Genomic DNA, 18,844 nt, shown 5'->3' on the forward strand with positions numbered 1-18,844 from the left:
ATTCGATAAATTATAAAATAGCCACTATTGTGGCTATTTTTATGGATGGTTATTTTAACGTTACTCAATCCCTTGGCTGCGCAAGTAATCTTCATAATTACCGGTATAATCAATCACTTTTTCTGGTGTGATTTCAACAATACGAGTTGCTAAAGAACTAACAAATTCACGGTCATGCGACACAAAAAATAGCGTTCCTTGATAAAGCTCTAATGCCATATTTAACGATTCAATCGATTCCATATCAAGATGATTGGTTGGTTCGTCCATGACAATGATATTTGGGCGTTGCATCATTAATTTACCAAACAGCATTCGGCCTTTTTCACCACCAGATAATACTTTAACTTGCTTCTTTATATCATCTTGTGAAAATAGTAAACGCCCTAAAATACTTCGAACAGCTTGTTCATCATCGGTTGGTTGTTTCCATTGACTCATCCAGTCAAATACAGTTAGATCTTCATCAAATTCGTATTCATGATCTTGAGCATAATAACCAATATTGGCATTTTCTGACCACTTAATATCACCTGATTCGGGTGTCAGTTCGCCCATTAACGTTTTAAGTAAGGTTGATTTACCAATACCATTAGTCCCCAAAATAGCCACTTTCTCACCGACCTCAACCATTAAATTAAGATTTTTAAATAATGGTCCGTTATCAAATCCTTTGGTGAGATTTTCAACAACAAGCGCATTACGGAATAATTTTTTATCTTGCTCAAAACGGATAAATGGATTTTGCCGACTAGAAGCTTTAACTTCTTCTAATTTAATTTTTTCAATTTGCTTTGCGCGTGATGTCGCTTGTTTTGATTTTGATGCGTTAGCACTAAAGCGACTAACAAACGATTGTAATTCATTAATTTGTGCTTTCTTTTTGGCATTATCGGCTAATAAACGCTCTCGGGCTTGTGTTGATGCCGTCATATAATCATCGTAATTACCCGGATAGATGCGCAATTCACCATAATCCATATCGGCCATATGGGTACAAACCATATTGAGAAAATGACGATCATGCGAAATAATAATCATGGTACTTTCACGTTCATTAAGGGTATCTTCTAACCAACGGATAGTGTCAATATCAAGGTTATTGGTCGGTTCATCTAGTAACAAAATATCCGGATTAGAAAACAGTGCTTGCGCTAAAAGGACTCTTAACTTCCAACCTGGCGCTATCTCACTCATTAATCCATAATGTTGTTCAATAGGAATACCAACACCCAATAATAATTCACCTGCGCGAGCTTCAGCACTGTAACCATCCATTTCGGCATACTGGGTTTCTAAATCGGCAACTTTAAAACCATCTTCTTCACTCATTTCGGGTAAAGCGTAGATGCGATCACGCTCTTGTTTAATTTGCCACAGTTCAGTATGTCCCATAATGACAGTATCAAGAACCGTGAAAGTTTCAAACGCGAACTGATCTTGACGCAATTTACCTAGTCTTTCATGTGGATCTAAAGCAACATTGCCTGATGTTGGGACTAAATCACCACCAATAATCTTCATAAAAGTCGATTTACCACTACCATTGGCACCAATAAGGCCATAGCGATTACCATTACCAAACTTAACAGAAATGTTTTCAAATAAAGGTTTACTGCCAAATTGCATTGTGATGTTATTTGTACTTAACACTGATTTATACTCTCGAATTGTTAAGGCTATTTTGCTCAAAGTCATGTTGTAAAATAGCCAAAATATAATTTGGTGCACATTATGCCATAATTAATCGTTATTGAGGATTATTGTTTAGTGTTTTATATCTACCTATTATTGGTTGTTCATGTGATTAATAATGGTAAACGTTAGGGTTTAAATTTTGTTTACATTCAAAGCGCGGATTGATACCATGCCTGCCTCATCATTATAACTTTAGATTAATTATGCTATATCTTATTATTGTGACGATTGTCTGGTCATTTTCTTTCAGTTTTATTGGTATTTATTTAAGTGGACAAGTGGACACTTGGTTTGCTGTGGTAATGCGTGTACTTTTAGCATTTGTTACTTTTATCCCTTTTTTTCGTATCAAAAATATTTTGCCGAAACAGATGGTATCGTTAATGGGGGTTGGCGCATGTCAATTAGGAATTATGTATTTTTTTTATTATAATTCTTTCCAATATATTTCAGTCCCAGAAGTATTACTCTTTACTATTACTACCCCTATTTATGTCACAATTATTTATGATTTATTGCAGCGCCATCGGTTAAGACTGTCGTATTTATTAACGGCTGTTATTGCTGTTATTGGCGCAGCAATAATTCGTTATGATCACATTAGTAGCCAATTTATTATTGGATTTTTATTAATTCAAGGCGCGAATATCGTGTTTGCATTAGGGCAGGTTGGTTATAAACGAATCATGGAACTCTATCCACTGCCTCAACATCACGCTTTTGCATGGGTCTATTTAGGCGCGATTATAGTTGCGAGTATTGGCTGGTTAATATTTGGTGATTCATCTAAATTGCCGACGAGTAGCATACAATGGTGGATTATTGTATGGCTTGGGGTTGTGGCATCGGGATTATGTTATTTTTTATGGAATTATGGTGCGACAAAAGTCGATTCTGGCACCCTAGCCATTATGAATAATGTGGTTATACCAACAGGTATTTTAGTAAATGTTGTTATTTGGCATCAATCGATTGATTGGGGCCGATTTTTGCTAGGTAGTGCTGTTATTGTTTTTGCCTTGATCTTGCATCATAAATTCAAAAAACTAGAGGCAAATTAATTTTTCTAAGTAAGCTGTAACATTATTGATAGAATTAGCGGTGTTGTCACGGATGATAATGCCGTTGATATCAATAAACTTGAAGCTATTGGACCTTGTAATACAGCAAATTGCCTTGCCATCATATAACAATTGATGGCAAGCGACACAGAACTTAATAGCACAACGACTTGTAATTCTAAAGTTGGCAGCCCAATGAGTTTACCTAAAATAAAGGTAACAATGGGTAACACCACTAATTTTAATGCACAAATTGCTGTTGTAACCAAAAGATTATCGCGGAGCTTATATTCTGCAAGCCCCATTCCTAATACGATTAGCGAAAGTGGTGCAGTCATATCGCTAACCATTTGGCTTGATTGGTTAATAAATTTTGGCAAAGGAATTCCAGAGTAATTTACAATAAGACCAAAAAAAATGCCGATAATGATAGGGTTTTTTGATACTTTTTTAAACGCTTGCAGTATGCTCTTACACGATAGTTTACCTATTTGGACAAATTCAATAGATACACTAGCCAATGTCCATAAAATTAATGCATTAAATATAACAATGATGGCAACAATTGGGATAGCACTATCGCCTAACAACATTTTAATAATGGGGATGCCGACAAAAACCGTATTTGTGTAAATGCCGCCCATTGCAAACATCGTACTTTCACTGCCATTTAATTTAAATAATTTAGATGCAATAACGCAACCAATAGCAAACACTATAAATGTACCACCAAAAAAGACTAATAATAGCTTAATATCAATATGCGAGTGCTCAGAAAAATGACTCATAATCTGAAATAGCATAATTGGAAACGCTATATAAAATGTAAATTTGGTTAAGCTATCAGTCACTGTTTTTTGCCATTTACCTATTTTAATGGCCAAGTAACCCAATAAAATTAAAACAAATAAAGGCAATGTTGCTAAAAATTGTAACCATAAGGTAAAAAGGAATTCCATTTGATAATTCTACATTAAGTTAATGCTTTCGCGTGAAGTACCATTCTAATTCAGTTGAACGTTTGGCATCAAACTGATAGCCTTCCAAATTAAAATTTTTAATATCCTCGCTGTTATCAATGCTATTTTTTATAATAAAGCGACTCATTAATCCACGTGCTTTTTTAGCATAAAAGCTGATCACTTTATATTCATCTTTGCTTTTATCTAGAAAAACGGGTTGAATAATTGTCGCCTTTAATTGTTTTGGTTTGATAGCTTTAAAATATTCATTTGATGCTAAGTTGAGTAACGTTGGTTTTGGTGTTTTAGCTAATTCTTTATTTAGGCTATCAGTTAATTGTTCACCCCAAAATTGATAAAGATTGGTATTTTCACCATTTTTTAAGCGAATTCCCATTTCGAGGCGGTAAGGTTGAATTAAATCAAGCGGCCTTAAGATGCCGTACAGTCCCGACAAAATTCTTAGATGAGACTGAGCAAATTGTAAGTCTTTATCATTAAAATCCTGAACATGAAGCCCTTCGTAAACATCGCCTTTGAATGCCAAAATAGCTTGCCTTGCATTTTCAAGATTAAAATCACTATGCCAATTTTGAAAACGTTCATAATTAACTTCAGCTAAGTTAGAACTTATAGCCATCAATTTAGACAAATCTTCAACGTTCAATTTTTTACAATTCTCAATGAGCTTTTCTGATTGATGTAAAAATTGCGGTAAAGTATTTTGTTTGGTAATAAGTGGACTTTGATAATCAAGTGTTTTTGCAGGGGATATAACTGTAAGCATATATTCATCACCTATTGAATTTTGTCTGATTTAGGTTTATTTTACACATAATCTTATCAAAGAAGGAGCAATAAGATGAATTTAATTAAAAAAGATATACATGAAATTCGTGCGTGGGCTAGTGTTCGTGAAACTTCAATTGAAATTGCAGAAGCTATTTTTGAATTAGCCAATCACGATGAAAAGTTAGCTGAACAAATTTGGTCAGAAGGGAGTGATGAGGTGTTAAAACTTGCTTTTTCTAAAACTAAAGCAGACAAGCTATTTTGGGGTGAACAGACTATTGAGCGAAAAAATATTTAGTATCTCATCATCTACATCGTTATTCATCAATAAGATTGCATAAATCAATTGATGTTATACCTTCATTATCAGATATTAACAATATGTTAGGTATGTGATGATAAATAATCAAAAAATGAGAATAGATACGTTAATTGTATTGTTAACATTGAATTTATCATCCTTTGGTATCTTTGCCTCTACAACTACTGACTTGGCCGATAAAATGATAGCCCAGCTTGACGAGTGTGAGGCTTTTTCACAATCAGATAGATTAGTGTGTTTACAAAAACAGGCTAAACAAAGCCAACTTGCCTTACAGCAAGTTGAACAAAACGCTTTTAATTTACTTTCAAAATGGGATGACGATGAGCAGTTTTCGCTTTTAGCTAAACGCAAATTGACTCTATCTAACGAAGCGTTTGCTCATTATCGTGACGTACATTGCCAATATTTCAAATCTTTAGCGGTGGTGCAATAACTAATGCACTTGAAATGCGGCGTTTAACTTGTGTAAGCAAACTTAATTATCGCCAAGCTGATCAACTTGGTCATGAACTTTCTGATTTGAATTTAAAAAATAAATAAACCAAGGTTACTATAATAAATAGTTCAATAGCCAACAGTTGAGCTATTCTTATATTGAGTGCAAAAACAAAAATAATAGATAGATTTTATGAATATAACCTTTTTAGGCACCAGTGCCGGCTCACCAACGGCTGAACGTAATGTTAGTAGTATTATGCTAGATGTTAGGCAAGAACGAGGGCGACTTTGGCTTTTTGATTGTGGTGAAGCCACACAAATGCAGATGCAAAAAGCTAAATTTAGCTTGGCTAAATTGGAGGTGATTTTTTTAACCCACCTGCATGGTGATCATCTGTTTGGCTTACCGGGTGTGTTAACCAGTCGTTCTTTGATGCAAAATCAATCACCTTTAACTTTAATTGCCCCAAAAGGGATTAAACGATTTATTGAGACAGTGATTGAAGTCAGTCAATCTTGGTTAACTTATCCACTTAATATTATCGAATTAGAAGCGGATGGCACTGTTTTTGACGATAATCAGTTTTGTGTTGAAGCTAAATTATTACAACATCGTGTACCGTGTTTTGGTTATCGAATAATCCAAAAAGATCTACTTGCAACGTTAGATATAGATAAATTACAGCAAGATGGGATTCATATTGGTTCGCTTTACTCAGCCTTGAAAGAAGGAAAAACCATCACACTTAAAGATGGACGTGTAATTAATGGGCGTGATTATCAAGGACATATTAGAAAAGGTAAAAAACTGGCAATTTTAGGCGATACAATACCTTGTGATGCGTCAGTTGAATTGGCTAACGATGTTGATCTACTTGTGCATGAAGCTACACAAGAAGATGCTTTAAGTGAGAAAGCCCTTGAGCGCGGGCATTCAACTACAGTTCATGCCGCCACAATTGCAAAACAAGCTAATGCTAAACGCCTAATCATAACGCATATTAGTCCACGTTATAACGCAAAAGATAATCAAAAATTAGTGGATGAAGCGAAAACAGTATTTGCGAATAGTGAGATCGCGACTGATTTTGCCACTTTCCAAGTTTAATCAGGTTTAACGGTATTGTTGTGTTGTTTGCTACTGAATCAAATTGGTAATAAAGGGTAATTAGATCTAAAAACCATAGATATTTTTAAATAATATTTAGGTGTCTATGGCGTTTCATTTTTCTGTTAAAAATAAAACCATATGTACCATTTTCAATGAGAAATTCGCTCCATTGCTGGTAATTTAAGTTATACTTCTAACCGTTAATAGCTTTATTTAATGATAGGCATTAATGTACTTTAATTAAATAATTTAAATTAGCATTCCTAATTTTTTCATCCAAATTACATAATTATCGGCACTTTTTTCGATATCGTTTTGTGTAATTTTATCTGGGTAGTCTGGCTCATTATTTGCGCCATAAATCGCAAAAAGGGGCTGATAATCAGCTTGAACATAATTCATTGTTAACTCAAATGGTTTTAGAATCTGCTCGAGTGTATATTTATACTGTCCCGATTCGCAGTAGTCAGCTTCTTTTATACCCGCCGAAACCGCTAATCCTACTTTTTTATTTTTTAATTTATTTCCCGAAGAGCCAAAGGCCCAACCATAAGTCATAACCTCATCGAGCCACTGTTTTAATAATGGTGGACAATTAAACCAATATATTGGAAATTGAATAACTAAGTTTTGATGATTTTCAATTAAGTTTTGTTCAAAACTCGGATCTATTTTACGTGAGGGATAGTGTGAGTAAAGATCATGTAGGGTTATTTGATCATAATATTGATTTAATTTATTAAACCAGCATCGGTTAACATTTGAAGAGGCTAAATCTGGATGCGCAATAATCACTAAAGTCTGTTTCATTGTAAATATCTCTTATCTATTTATAATTGAGCCATAATAGTCTTGATACCATTATTTTTAAAGTACGGTAATTACAGTTATGTACTATCGTTAGGGAGAGTGTAAACATGGAAAATCATCATTGTGCCGAAGATCATTTTGAGAATAGTGGATTTAATTACACACTCTCAATGATTCGAGGTAAGTACAAGATTGTTATTCTTTATTGGTTAAATGAAAATCAACCATCAATGCGATTTAATGAACTTAAACGGAGTATCAATAACATTTCGTTTAAAACACTAAGTAACACTTTGAAAGAGATGGAAAAAGATAAATTGATTTTTAGAAAAGAGTATCCACAAATTCCCCCTAAAGTGGAATATGGGCTATTAGATCGAGGTAAGTCTTTGGTGCCGATTTTAGATATGCTTTGTCAATGGGGAAATAACCATAAAAATGACAAATTAGCATAATTCAAGGTAACTTTATTCGCCGACGGTGTCGGCGTATTTATCTAATTAAAGGCAAAAATCTTTAATCAAATTTTCAATCGTTACTTTTGTTGGTTTTATAAAGTCCATTGAAATAAATTCGTCAGGTTGGTGAGCTTGTTCAATAGAGCCAGGTCCTAAAACAATGGTTGGTGCAATTTGATTTAAATAAGGCGCTTCAGTGCTGTAATTAACCGTTTGAGCGGTGTGACCAACTAGCTGTTCAATATGTTGTAATGCAGGATGATCTTTTTTACATTCATACCCCGGAATTGGCGCAACTTCGTATTCAATTGAAAGCCTATTGGGATATTTATCCATTACGGGTTGTAATGCTTCACATAGCGCATTATATAATGTGTCAACATCATTATCTGGTAATACCCGAATATCAATAATTAATTCACAACAACCACAAATGCGATTAGCCGCATCACCGCCATGAATCACACCTAAATTCAAGGTAGGATAGGGCACACTAAAGCCATCATTATGATATTGTTCTTTGAATTTTTGTTTAAGGATTAATAGACGTTCAATAGCTAGATGCATCACTTCAATTGCATTAATGCCTTTGTCTGGATCGCTTGAGTGTCCAGACTTACCAATAACTTTAATTGAATTGGATAAAAAGCCTTTGTGTGCTCGGATAGGAATCAATGATGTGGGTTCGCCAATAATTGTGCAATCGGGTTGTAATTGTGTTTGTTTGGCAAAAAATGAGGCGCCAGCCATTGACGTTTCTTCATCGGCAGTAGCAAGAACATAGATTGGTTTAGTGAGTTTTTTTAGATCGATATCTCGCAAAGCATCGAGAATAAAAGCAAAAAAACCTTTCATATCAGCAGTACCAAGTCCATATAACTTATTATTTTCTTCAGTTAATTTGAACGGATCTTTTGTCCATTGACCATCATCAAATGGCACTGTATCACTATGCCCACTTAATAATAAGCCACCTTGAGTTTTATTGTTACTATTCGAATACGTTGCGAGCATATTAAACTTATGACGCGTATTTGGGACAGCTTGAATTTCGATAGTAAACCCAAGCTCTTCAAACCAATTAGCTAATTTATCTATGAGTGGTTTATTGGAGTAATCTAATTTAGCATTGGTTACATTACTAATGGTTGGAGTCGAAATAAGTTCGTTATAAAGTGTTAAAAAAGAGGGAAGAGCCATAAAAATCACCTTGTGAAAAAAATCTTAATATCGAATAATCGTTCTAGCAAGCATACCACTTACATTATCATTTTCCTATATATAACTAAATGGTTTCATTAATTATTTTATAAGATGAATTTCAATTTATAATGTTTTAGTCAGATAATATTAGATGTTATGGCAAGATAACGTGCTTTTAATACAAAAATAGTTAATTTGTAGATACCGCATTGATACCTTATTTGAATTAAATCAGATAAATCTATAGCGAAGACAATTAAAACTTTTTTATCCAAGATAGTAAATCTACCAATAATTGATTAATGAGCTTTCTGGATTGAAATACACTTTACCTTATGATTAATCATGTTTTTTTAAACTCCTTAATGTTTTAAATTAAATTTTTTTAGCTTTTACTGCCTTTGTTTTTATAGTTGATTTTATTTATAAAAAACATCTGATATTATTTAATCAATGTCGATGCATTATGCATATAAATACACAATAAAGTTATGAAATTTATAATATAAATAATCAGTTTAAAATGGGATGTAGGTCATGAAACAAATAAGTAAGAAATGGGGTCTTATTGTTGTCGTTGTTGTTATTGGTGGTGGTATCTTGTGGCAACAATTAAAAACTGATGGATTTGGTCCGGATTTTGTAAGTGGCAATGGTCGTATAGAGGCGACAGAAATTAATATTTCAACAAAGCTTGCTGGCAGAATCGAGAAAATTAACGTTAATGAAGGTGATTTTGTTAAAGCAGGTCAACCATTAGTTATCATGCAAACCAATACCTTGCAAGCTCAATTGAACGAGGCACAAGCTCAATATCGACAGGCAATAAGTAATGAAGCGAGCTCCAAAGCCCAAGTCTCTCTAAAAATGAGTGATAAAGTCGCTGCTCAAGCTGACGTAAATCAACGGGAAAGTGATCTCGACATTGCTCAAAAACATTTACAACGAACCACAGCCCTTTACCAAAAAGGGGCATTATCTATCCAACAATTTGATGACGATACTGCAAAAGTGAATAGCGCAAAAGCGGCGTTAGATTCTGCAAAATCGCAAGTGACAGCTGCTGATGCAGCCATTGAAGTTGCTCAAGCTGGTGTGGATAGTTCTCATTCAGCAATTAATGTTGCTAGTGCTAATATTACAAAAATTCAAGCAGATATAGATGATAGTACATTAACCGCCCCTGTTGATGGTAGAATTCAATATCGTATAGCACAAGTTAGTGAAGTATTGTCTGCTGGTGGAAAGGTTTTGAATTTGGTTAATTTATCCGATGTTTACTTAACCTTCTTTTTACCCGAAACCATAGCTGGAAAAGTTGCCATTGGTGATGAAGTTAGATTAGTCTTAGATGCGCTTCCAGATGTTGCTATTTCGGCTAAAGTTTCATTTGTCTCTAGTGTGGCGCAATTTACCCCTAAAACTGTTGAAACCAAAGATGAACGTCAAAAATTAATGTTCAGGGTTAAAGCTCAACTAAGCCCAGAATTATTACAATGTTATCTAACTCAAGTTAAAACAGGTGTGCCTGGCGTTGCTTGGGTACGGATTGATCCTAAAACTCCGTGGCCAGCTAAGTTATCTGATGTTGCTAAATGTCCAACTAAATAATTGGAGATAGCTCATGTCAGAATCAGACAATAAAGATTTATCTATCGCTCATAATGTTAAATCGATAGACGACGCAGTGGTAACCGTGTCAAATGTGACGTTGCATTATAAAAAAACCTGTGCTTTGAATAATGTTAGTTTACAAATTCCACCAAGGTGCATGGTAGGATTGATTGGACCTGATGGGGTAGGTAAATCAAGTTTATTGTCACTCATTGCTGGCGCACATGTTATTCAAGAAGGGTTGGTGTATGTTTTAGATGGTGATATGCACGATAAATCACATCGTAATAAAGTTTGTACTCGTATTGCTTACATGCCTCAAGGCTTAGGGAAAAATTTATATCCAACGTTATCAGTAGAAGAAAATTTACAATTTTTTGCTCGGCTTTTTGGTAATGATGCAGCCGAACGGCGACGTCGCATTGATGAATTAACGCATAGCACAGGGCTTTATCCATTTTTATCCAGACCTGCTGGTCGTCTATCCGGAGGGATGAAACAAAAAGTCAGTTTATGTTCTGCTTTAATTCATGATCCTGATTTATTAATTCTTGATGAGCCTACCACAGGGGTTGATCCGCTTTCTCGTGCTCAATTTTGGCAACTGATTAACAAAATTCGTTCGCAAAGACCACAAATGAGTGTCATTGTTGCGACTGCCTACATGGATGAAGCACAAAATTTTGATTGGTTAGTTGCTATGTATGGCGGTAAAATCCTTGAAACTGGAACGCCTCAATCGCTATTGAACCAAACAGGGAAAGATAATTTAGATGACGCTTTCATCCAGTTAATGCCTGATGATGCAAAACAAGGTTATCAACCCGTCGAAATTCCACCATTAGATCTTTCAAAAGATTTACAAATAGCGATAGAAGCGAAAGATTTAACTAAACAATTTGGTGATTTTATAGCTGTTGATCATGTTAATTTTTCGATTAAACAAGGTGAAATTTTTGGCTTTTTAGGATCCAATGGTTGTGGTAAATCAACAACCATGAAAATGCTTACTGGTTTATTACCGATTTCGTCAGGGCAGGCTTGGTTGTTTGGTAAGCCTGTTGATGCCAGTGATATTAATGTCAGGCGGCACTTAGGTTATATGTCACAAGCTTTTTCATTGTATAGTGAATTGACGGTTGAACAGAATCTTGTGTTGCACGCTCGCCTATTTGGTATCGCAGAAAGCAAAATACCAGAACGCGTTGAACAATTAGTTAAACGTTTTGGACTTGAACAACATAGACAAAGCTTACCTGATAGTTTACCTTTAGGCGTTAAACAGCGATTATCGCTCTCTGTTGCTGTTGTGCATAATCCTGAAATTCTTATTCTTGATGAACCTACTTCAGGTGTCGATCCTATAGCGCGTGATGACTTTTGGCGTTTGATTATTGAATTATCAAGACAAGATAAAGTTACTGTCTTTATTACTACCCATTTTATGAACGAAGCGGCAAGGTGCGATAGAATATCGTTAATGCATGCAGGTAAAGTATTAGCAAGTGACACGCCAGATAATATTATTGCGTCCAAAAAAGCTAAAACTTTAGAAGAAGCCTTTATTGATTATTTAGTTGAAGCAGGTGCTGATGATAGTCATGCCGATGAAAATTCTGTAACGAATGCTAAAACGATTACCAATGATCAAGATCGTGCTAAAAAAGAGCATCACCTTCGAGGCTTTAGCTTTACTCGAATGATTGGTTGCTTGTGGCGTGAAACTTTGGAATTATCACGCGATCCACTTCGCGCATTATTAGCCTTATTAGGTTCAGCAATCCTAATGCTGGTAATGGGGTATGGGATAACGATGGATGTTGAGGATTTACGTTTTGCTGTATTAGATCGTGATCAGAGTGAGCTAAGTCAAAATTACACGCTTAATTTGTCAGGATCTAAACGCTATTTTATAGAACAGCCTCCTTTAACTGACTATAATGATATGGATGCAAGATTGCGTAGTAATAAGATAGCACTTGCTATTGAAATCCCGCCAAATTTTGGTCGAGATGTTCAACGTGGTGATCCGGTTGATATTGCTATATGGATTGATGGTGCTATGCCAATGCGAGCTGATACCATTAAAGGCTATGTTCAAGGTATGCATCTTGCTTGGTTAAGTGAAAAAAACAAAGAAAGCTCTAGTTCACAATCATCTAGCTTGGCCAATATTGAAACCCGGTATCGCTATAATCCAGATATTAAAAGCTTACCATCGATGGTACCAGCCGTCATTCCAATTTTATTGCTAATGATTCCTTCTATGTTGGCGGCATTATCTGTCGTTCGTGAAAAAGAGATGGGCTCAATTATTAATTTATATGTTACGCCGGTAACACGGGCTGAGTTCTTATTAGGTAAACAAGTTCCTTATATTATTATTTCTATGTTTAGCTTTCTATTACTATTAATTATGGCAATTACAATATTTGGGGTGCCAATTAAAGGTAGTTTGTTTACTCTATGCTTAGCTGCTTTTGCTTATTGTATTATTTCTACAGGATTCGGTTTGTTAGCATCAACCATAACACGCAGTCAAATTGCCGTTATCTTCTTAACTTGTGTAGGAACCATGCTACCGGCTATACAGTTTTCTGGATTGTTAAATCCCGTCGCCTCGTTAGAAGGTAGTGGTCGTTATATTGGTGAAGTTTACCCTACAACGCATATGTTAATTATTGCACGTGGGATATTCAATAAAGCGTTAAATTTTGTTGATTTGCATAACTCTATTTTGGCTTTATTAATTACCATTCCAATAGTGCTTGGTGCAAGTATTTTTCTGCTTAAAAAGCAGGAGGGGTAGATATTATGCAAACATTAATTAATATTTATCGTTTAGGTATAAAAGAGTTATGGGGATTATTACGCGATCCTATTATGCTCTTATTAATAGCCTACTGTTTTACCTTTGATATTTATATTGCTGCAACTGCAACTTCAGATTCGTTACATCATGCGTCAATTGCAATTGTTGACGAAGATGATTCGCCTTTGTCCAGACAAATTACTGCGGCGTTTTATCCACCTATGTTTAATCAACCTGTTAAATTATATTCCATGCAGGATGTGGATCGAGGTATGGATACGGATAATTATACCTTTGCATTAAATATTCCGCCTAATTTTCAACGAGATGTACTCAATAACCAAAATCCAGAAATTCAACTCAATATTGATGCAACACGAATGGGACAAGCTTTTGTTGGTAACGGTTATATAACTCAAATTATTACAGGTGAAATAACTGAATATGTGAATCGTTATAGTAAGGCGACAAATCTACCCGTTAACATTCAAGTGCATACCGCTTTTAACCCAAACTTAACCCGATCATGGTTTGGCTCAGTTATGGAAATTATTAATATAGTCACAACGTTATCTATTATTCTAACGGGTGCAGCTTTAATGCGCGAAAGGGAACATGGCACAATTGATCATCTTCTTTCCATGCCCGTCACACCATTTGAAATTATGCTTTCTAAAATTTGGTCAATGGGATTAGTTGTGCTGGTTTCAACTTGGGTCGCTTTATTATTGGTTGTACATAGTTGGTTAAGTGTACCTATAGCAGGTTCAATCAGCTTATTTCTTATTGGTGCTGCTTTACATTTATTTGTGACAACGTCACTTGGTATCTTCATGGCAACAGTAGCAAAATCAACAGCTCAATTTGCGATGTTGCTTATTTTAATTTTGTTACCATTACAAATGTTATCAGGTGGAAGCACTCCTCGAGAAAGCATGCCAGAGATTGTTCAAAATATTATGATGATTGCGCCAACTACTCATTTTGTTGAGTTAGGACAAGCTATATTATATCGTGGGGCTGGTCTAAGTGTGGTGTGGACTTCTTTTGCGTGGTTATTAGCTATTGGTAGTGTGTTTTTTATCATCTCCCTCAAGCGTTTTCGAAAATCAATTGTCAATATGGGATCGTAATTACATATTTTATACCCCAGTTTCTGGGGTTAATAACATAAACTAATTGATTACTTTAGCATTTCAAATTGTGCTTATTCAATAATTTACTATTATTGAAATACACAAATGCAATTAAACTTTCTTTACCAAATTGTGTTTCATCTTTTTATTACTGTTATGCTATTTTAAAAAAATAGCTAGTCCAGTTTGTATTTATCCATCAATATATTAATTTTTTCAAATAAATTAATATATTATCCATGCATTTAACTTGTGTAAGGGTATTTTTTATGGTGTTATATTGTGGTAAAGCAGGCAGCAGTTTACATATGTTATATAACAAACAGTCTGTAATTGAAAAAGGCTATTGTTGTAAATTATTTTATTCTTTTCTTAAAAATCTTGATCAAAAATTAATACACTTACTTTATCGTCTCATTGTCCATCACTTTTGTCACAAAATTAAATTATGTTTTAAGGTATTTTTACTGTTAGTCATGACATTAATGTTTAGTCAGTTAAGTTATGCGCTAACTTCAAAAACGGTACAAATAATTCAAGGCAATAAACCCTATCTAGATTTAGATGATTTGTTTAGTTTCAAAGCTCCGATAACTAAACAAGGCGTTATTAATATCACGCCCTCAAAATCAAATGAAATACTTTGGGTATCGGCCAATACTAAATTTAATCAGGTCGAAACGAAAGTCATTGCTGACGGGGTGGCAAAAAATATTTCTACCATAGAAGGATTACATTATGGTGATATCGATGGTGATGAATTTACATCAATAAAAGATGTTAATGAAAAACCACCCGTCTTGGGAAAGCTGACAGCTATTTGGAGTTATAAAGATTATGATGGTACGACTAAAACAGTGACCGCAGATCAATTAAATAGCATTATGGATTCATGTCTAAGCCCTTATACTTTAACCATTAGTTCTAATAATATTAGCGTTCAAACAAAATATGGCATTCCCTATATTAATGACTATGGTACTTTCAGCAAAATCTATACAATAAAAGTTGATGAACAACAAATCTGCCATATTAAACCAGGTAGTTTGAGATTTTTTGACTCTTCACGACGAGATAAATATAACACATGTAATTCAACCAATTGTAAATTTGCCAATGGTTATAATCCAGCGGTTTTTCAACCTTATCGCGGTTACTCTCCTACAGCATCAAAAAAATTTCCAACAACAGGATTCAACTACGCAAATTTCACACTCAAAATGAGTAATGCACAGACTGATTATAGTTTTTCTTCAAGTAATCCATCTTTAGCGCCAATTACGAGTGAGGGGGTTGTTACACTTAGATCTGATAATCATCCTACTATTCCATTTACCATAACATTAACCGCTAGAACAAAAGCTGGATCACCACTTGAACAAAAAACATTTAGCTATACGTTTACAGTGAGTAAATGGGCTCGCCCACTTCCGAGTACACTGTATAAAATGTCAGATACCATGAGTTCGGGTGATAATATATTTCCTGCTGCTAATGCTTGTTCAGGAAAGCCAAATGGATTAGGTGTTATTAGTGCCTCTGTTGCAGCGAGTTATTTATTTTCGATCACTGATTTAACCAATGCACCTAGTGCTAAATACGCGGTTACGGGACATGGAACAGGTTCCTTACCTGCATGGATTGAAAATAAAGAGGAACGTTTATCTAGAGATATTGATGGTACGTTTGCTGGAGAGTGGGGCGAGTTATATAAAGCTTATCCTAATAGTAACTTTGATACCTCAACAGGATGTACCTGGAGTAACCAAGCTTATACCGATAAACTTATGTTTAGTACTGATATTGAAACAGGATACGTAGGTTATAACTTATTGCAGTTAGCACAGGGATGTACACCGATTTGTCGATAAAAATATTGCGAAATTGTATACTTAGTTCCTATTTTATAGGAACTAAGTTGTAATGGTTAGTCAGGTGTATTTTTAGATGCCTCATTAGTTGCAAGTTAGTTACTATATAGGTTTAAAGCAAGAGACTTACACCTATATAGTCTTTTTATTGGAATGACTATTTTGTGTACAAACTTAAAAATCGCTACATAGCTGTATGGATTATTAATATTAGATGCGATTTTAATTAGATTTGAAATATTGACTTTCAAAATATGAATAACACAATTGAATGATTGTTCTATTAACACCATCTGCATCTTAATATTTACAATCAAATAAATTTACCATCAAATCATGGTGATAATTTGCAGTGATTTGATTTTTCGACGCTAAAGCCTTTAAAAAGGTCGGTTCTGATTGATTAAGCAATTAACTATCTAGTCTGTGTTTTATATCTCTTAGCAACAAAATTTAAGCAAACGTAAACCATTTATTTATTATTTTATTGAGAATTTTAGTTAATATGTTACTCAAGTTATAAATTGATTATGATGTAAACTTTATGTTTATTTAACTAGTGGTAATTCATCCCAGCGCGTAGTGTAACGTTTACTGAGCAGTTCCCTTTTAATTTGCCAAGGTGCCGTTTTTCTATTACCCCCTAATTGAATGGTATTTTTGCCCATTTTTTGATTAATGTTATCGATTGTTTTCATTAATTGATCACTTTTTTGTTGTAAGTTAGGCGTAAGCTCAGAACTAAATAAATCAGTTTGACAGAAGCTATCTTTTACCTTTAAATCAAGTAACATTACGCCCGCTTTCATAAACAAAAAACCTTTTCTATAAATAGCCTGTAACCCTTTTTGTGCAGTGTGAATAATTAGTCTTGTATCATCAGTTGGTGTTAATAAAGGGACTACAATTGAAGGATTATATTGCATTAAATCTTGACGAAAGCGGTTGGTTTTCAAAAAGACTAGCACCGCATTAGCAATAGCGTTTTGCTGTCTTAGTTTTTCAGCTCCTCGACTGGCATGAATGCGAATGGCTTCTTGTATATCAAATAATTCCCCAGTTAGTTGTCCAAAACTTCGCGATGTCATGATGTTTTGTTTAGGCGTGTTGAGATCATCTAATTCAATGCAGTTGACACCTTGTAGCTCGAGTACTGTACGTTCAAGTATGACTGAAAATTGTTGTCTAATCTGTTTTAAATTTGCTTGACGTAGATCCCATGCGCTATGAATATTTAATGCTTGTAATTTTTGGGCAATACGTCTACCCACACCCCAAATCTCTTCTACTGGAAATGTTTTTAAAATTTTATCCAATAAAACAGGCTTGTCAGGAAGGTGGTAGACGCCCTGATATCTAGCCTGTTTTTTCGCTATATGATTTGCTAACTTTGCTAAAGTGTGGGTTGTTGCAATACCAATGCTGACAGGAATACCTGTATCTCGTTTTACAATTGTTCTTAAATTTTGGCAATGTGCTATCACATCGCTAAACCCATTTAATTGAATAAAGGCTTCATCAATGGAGTAGGGTTGAATATCGGCAGTATAATGACCGACTGTATTAAAAACCCGTTGGCTCATGTCGCCATAAAGTTCATAGTTCGAGCTTAATAAAGTAATGTGTTTACGGATTTTGGGTTCAATTCGATATGCGGGCATACCCATTGGTACTAATGGCTTAAGTTCATTTGAGCGAGCGATAACACAACCATCATTATTGGACAAAATACCAATTGGTCTTTTTTCTAGTTTTGGGTTAAAAACTCGCTCACACGAAGCATAAAAGTTATTACAATCAATCAAACCAATCATGTGTTGCCACGCTTTCGCAAGGAGTGAATCGTATGTATTACTACGCCCCAAATATGTACCTCTTTACCCGCTAGCGAAATGGGCGGATAAAATTCATTGCCCGACAATAAATGGTGTTGCCCATTAATAAGCCCTAAACATTTACAGGTTAATTCACCATCAACAGCAGCGACCACAATATCTTCTATCTGCGGCATTAAAGAGCGATCTACAACTAGCAGATCACCACTATAAATGCCGTAATTAATCATTGAATCGCCTTGTGCTTTGATATAATAGGTTGCGCTTGGATGTTTAACTAAGTGATCGGTAAGATCAAGTTTAGTTTCCAAATAATCATCCGCCGGAGAAGGAAAACCCGCCCTGACGGGCGTATCAACCAAAGGTAAATGTTTTTTTACTGAACCATCCACCATGCCAAGCACAATAATAGAAACTTTACGCAAGCATACTCTCCTAACATAATTTATCGATACTAACGGAATTACATCTATTTAATTCGTGATAAAAAACGAATTTCACTGTATAAATATACAGTTTATTTTTGAGGATTCAATAAAAACTAATGTAAATAGATCGAAATGGACTAAATAATAGCCAAAAATTAACATGTTTACTGCTAGGTTAGCCGATATAATAAATTAAAAAATGGTGGTTAAATGATCTTAATTTAAATTGACTTAAACAACCAATAATCGATAATTTCCCTATCAAATTTGTGCCTTATCTTTGCGTACCA

At 34.7% G+C, this 18,844-nt stretch carries 16 protein-coding genes; 9 read left to right on the forward strand and 7 right to left on the reverse strand.

Annotation, left to right across the window (positions count from 1 at the left end; translation table 11 throughout):
- Positions 1–60: 60 nt before the first annotated feature.
- Complete coding sequence (locus A9G09_RS03750; protein WP_065633593.1) at positions 61–1,653, reverse strand: ABC-F family ATPase; 1,593 nt, start codon at positions 1,651–1,653, stop codon at positions 61–63.
- Between the two features lie 248 nt (positions 1,654–1,901).
- Here A9G09_RS03750 and A9G09_RS03755 point away from each other — a divergent pair, with 248 nt between their 5' ends.
- Positions 1,902–2,759 carry a carboxylate/amino acid/amine transporter gene (locus A9G09_RS03755; RefSeq protein WP_065633579.1) on the forward strand — a complete coding sequence of 286 codons (858 nt, stop codon included), beginning with the start codon at positions 1,902–1,904 and terminating at the stop codon, positions 2,757–2,759.
- A 5-nt stretch (positions 2,760–2,764) separates the two neighbouring features.
- On the opposite strand, the gene A9G09_RS03760 is transcribed toward A9G09_RS03755, so the two are convergent.
- Positions 2,765–3,718 carry an AEC family transporter gene (locus A9G09_RS03760; protein WP_065633580.1) on the reverse strand — a complete coding sequence of 318 codons (954 nt, stop codon included), beginning with the start codon at positions 3,716–3,718 and terminating at the stop codon, positions 2,765–2,767.
- Positions 3,719–3,737: 19 nt separating this feature from the next.
- Entirely contained in the window at positions 3,738–4,508 is a 771-nt protein-coding gene (gene yaaA, locus A9G09_RS03765) for a peroxide stress protein YaaA (RefSeq protein WP_065633581.1), read from the reverse strand.
- A gap of 75 nt (positions 4,509–4,583) precedes the next feature.
- Here yaaA and A9G09_RS03770 point away from each other — a divergent pair, with 75 nt between their 5' ends.
- From A9G09_RS03770 to rnz, 3 genes are all read left to right on the forward strand, one after another.
- Complete coding sequence (locus A9G09_RS03770; protein WP_065633582.1) at positions 4,584–4,811, forward strand: YccJ family protein; 228 nt, start codon at positions 4,584–4,586, stop codon at positions 4,809–4,811.
- A gap of 97 nt (positions 4,812–4,908) precedes the next feature.
- Positions 4,909–5,271 (forward strand): hypothetical protein, encoded by a 363-nt coding sequence (locus tag A9G09_RS03775; protein WP_081297470.1) that lies wholly within the window; start codon positions 4,909–4,911, stop codon positions 5,269–5,271.
- A gap of 195 nt (positions 5,272–5,466) precedes the next feature.
- The gene (gene rnz / locus A9G09_RS03780; protein WP_065633583.1) at positions 5,467–6,384 is read left to right on the forward strand and encodes a ribonuclease Z; all 918 of its coding nucleotides are present in this window, start codon (positions 5,467–5,469) and stop codon (positions 6,382–6,384) included.
- A 252-nt stretch (positions 6,385–6,636) separates the two neighbouring features.
- Here rnz and A9G09_RS03785 read toward each other — a convergent pair whose 3' ends face one another.
- Positions 6,637–7,197 carry an NAD(P)H-dependent oxidoreductase gene (locus tag A9G09_RS03785; RefSeq protein ID WP_065633584.1) on the reverse strand — a complete coding sequence of 187 codons (561 nt, stop codon included), beginning with the start codon at positions 7,195–7,197 and terminating at the stop codon, positions 6,637–6,639.
- Between the two features lie 107 nt (positions 7,198–7,304).
- Here A9G09_RS03785 and A9G09_RS03790 point away from each other — a divergent pair, with 107 nt between their 5' ends.
- Positions 7,305–7,652, forward strand: coding sequence for a helix-turn-helix domain-containing protein (locus A9G09_RS03790; RefSeq protein ID WP_065633585.1), 348 nt, complete (start codon positions 7,305–7,307; stop codon positions 7,650–7,652).
- A gap of 45 nt (positions 7,653–7,697) precedes the next feature.
- Here A9G09_RS03790 and argE read toward each other — a convergent pair whose 3' ends face one another.
- The gene (gene argE, locus A9G09_RS03795) at positions 7,698–8,861 is read right to left on the reverse strand and encodes an acetylornithine deacetylase (protein ID WP_255307652.1); all 1,164 of its coding nucleotides are present in this window, start codon (positions 8,859–8,861) and stop codon (positions 7,698–7,700) included.
- 534 nt (positions 8,862–9,395) lie between these two features.
- On the opposite strand from argE, the gene A9G09_RS03800 reads away from it, so the two are divergent.
- From A9G09_RS03800 to A9G09_RS03815, 4 genes are all read left to right on the forward strand, one after another.
- The gene (locus A9G09_RS03800) at positions 9,396–10,469 is read left to right on the forward strand and encodes an HlyD family secretion protein (protein ID WP_065633587.1); all 1,074 of its coding nucleotides are present in this window, start codon (positions 9,396–9,398) and stop codon (positions 10,467–10,469) included.
- Positions 10,470–10,482: 13 nt separating this feature from the next.
- Positions 10,483–13,281, forward strand: a complete 2,799-nt coding sequence (gene rbbA / locus A9G09_RS03805; RefSeq protein WP_141671518.1) for a ribosome-associated ATPase/putative transporter RbbA — start codon at positions 10,483–10,485, stop codon at positions 13,279–13,281.
- 5 nt (positions 13,282–13,286) lie between these two features.
- Positions 13,287–14,417: an ABC transporter permease gene (locus A9G09_RS03810; protein ID WP_065633588.1), complete on the forward strand. Its 1,131-nt coding sequence runs from the start codon at positions 13,287–13,289 to the stop codon at positions 14,415–14,417.
- 272 nt (positions 14,418–14,689) lie between these two features.
- The gene (locus A9G09_RS03815; RefSeq protein WP_065633589.1) at positions 14,690–16,291 is read left to right on the forward strand and encodes a hypothetical protein; all 1,602 of its coding nucleotides are present in this window, start codon (positions 14,690–14,692) and stop codon (positions 16,289–16,291) included.
- A 548-nt stretch (positions 16,292–16,839) separates the two neighbouring features.
- Here A9G09_RS03815 and A9G09_RS03820 read toward each other — a convergent pair.
- Both A9G09_RS03820 and A9G09_RS03825 read right to left on the reverse strand, forming a co-directional pair.
- Positions 16,840–18,156: a Y-family DNA polymerase gene (locus A9G09_RS03820; protein WP_218056818.1), complete on the reverse strand. Its 1,317-nt coding sequence runs from the start codon at positions 18,154–18,156 to the stop codon at positions 16,840–16,842.
- Positions 18,102–18,551: a LexA family transcriptional regulator gene (locus A9G09_RS03825; RefSeq protein ID WP_218056819.1), complete on the reverse strand. Its 450-nt coding sequence runs from the start codon at positions 18,549–18,551 to the stop codon at positions 18,102–18,104. The genes A9G09_RS03820 and A9G09_RS03825 overlap by 55 nt, the downstream gene beginning before the upstream one ends.
- Positions 18,552–18,844: the final 293 nt, after the last annotated feature.

This window comes from Gilliamella sp. wkB292 (genome assembly GCF_001690235.1).
Lineage (GTDB): Bacteria > Pseudomonadota > Gammaproteobacteria > Enterobacterales > Orbaceae > Gilliamella > Gilliamella apicola_F.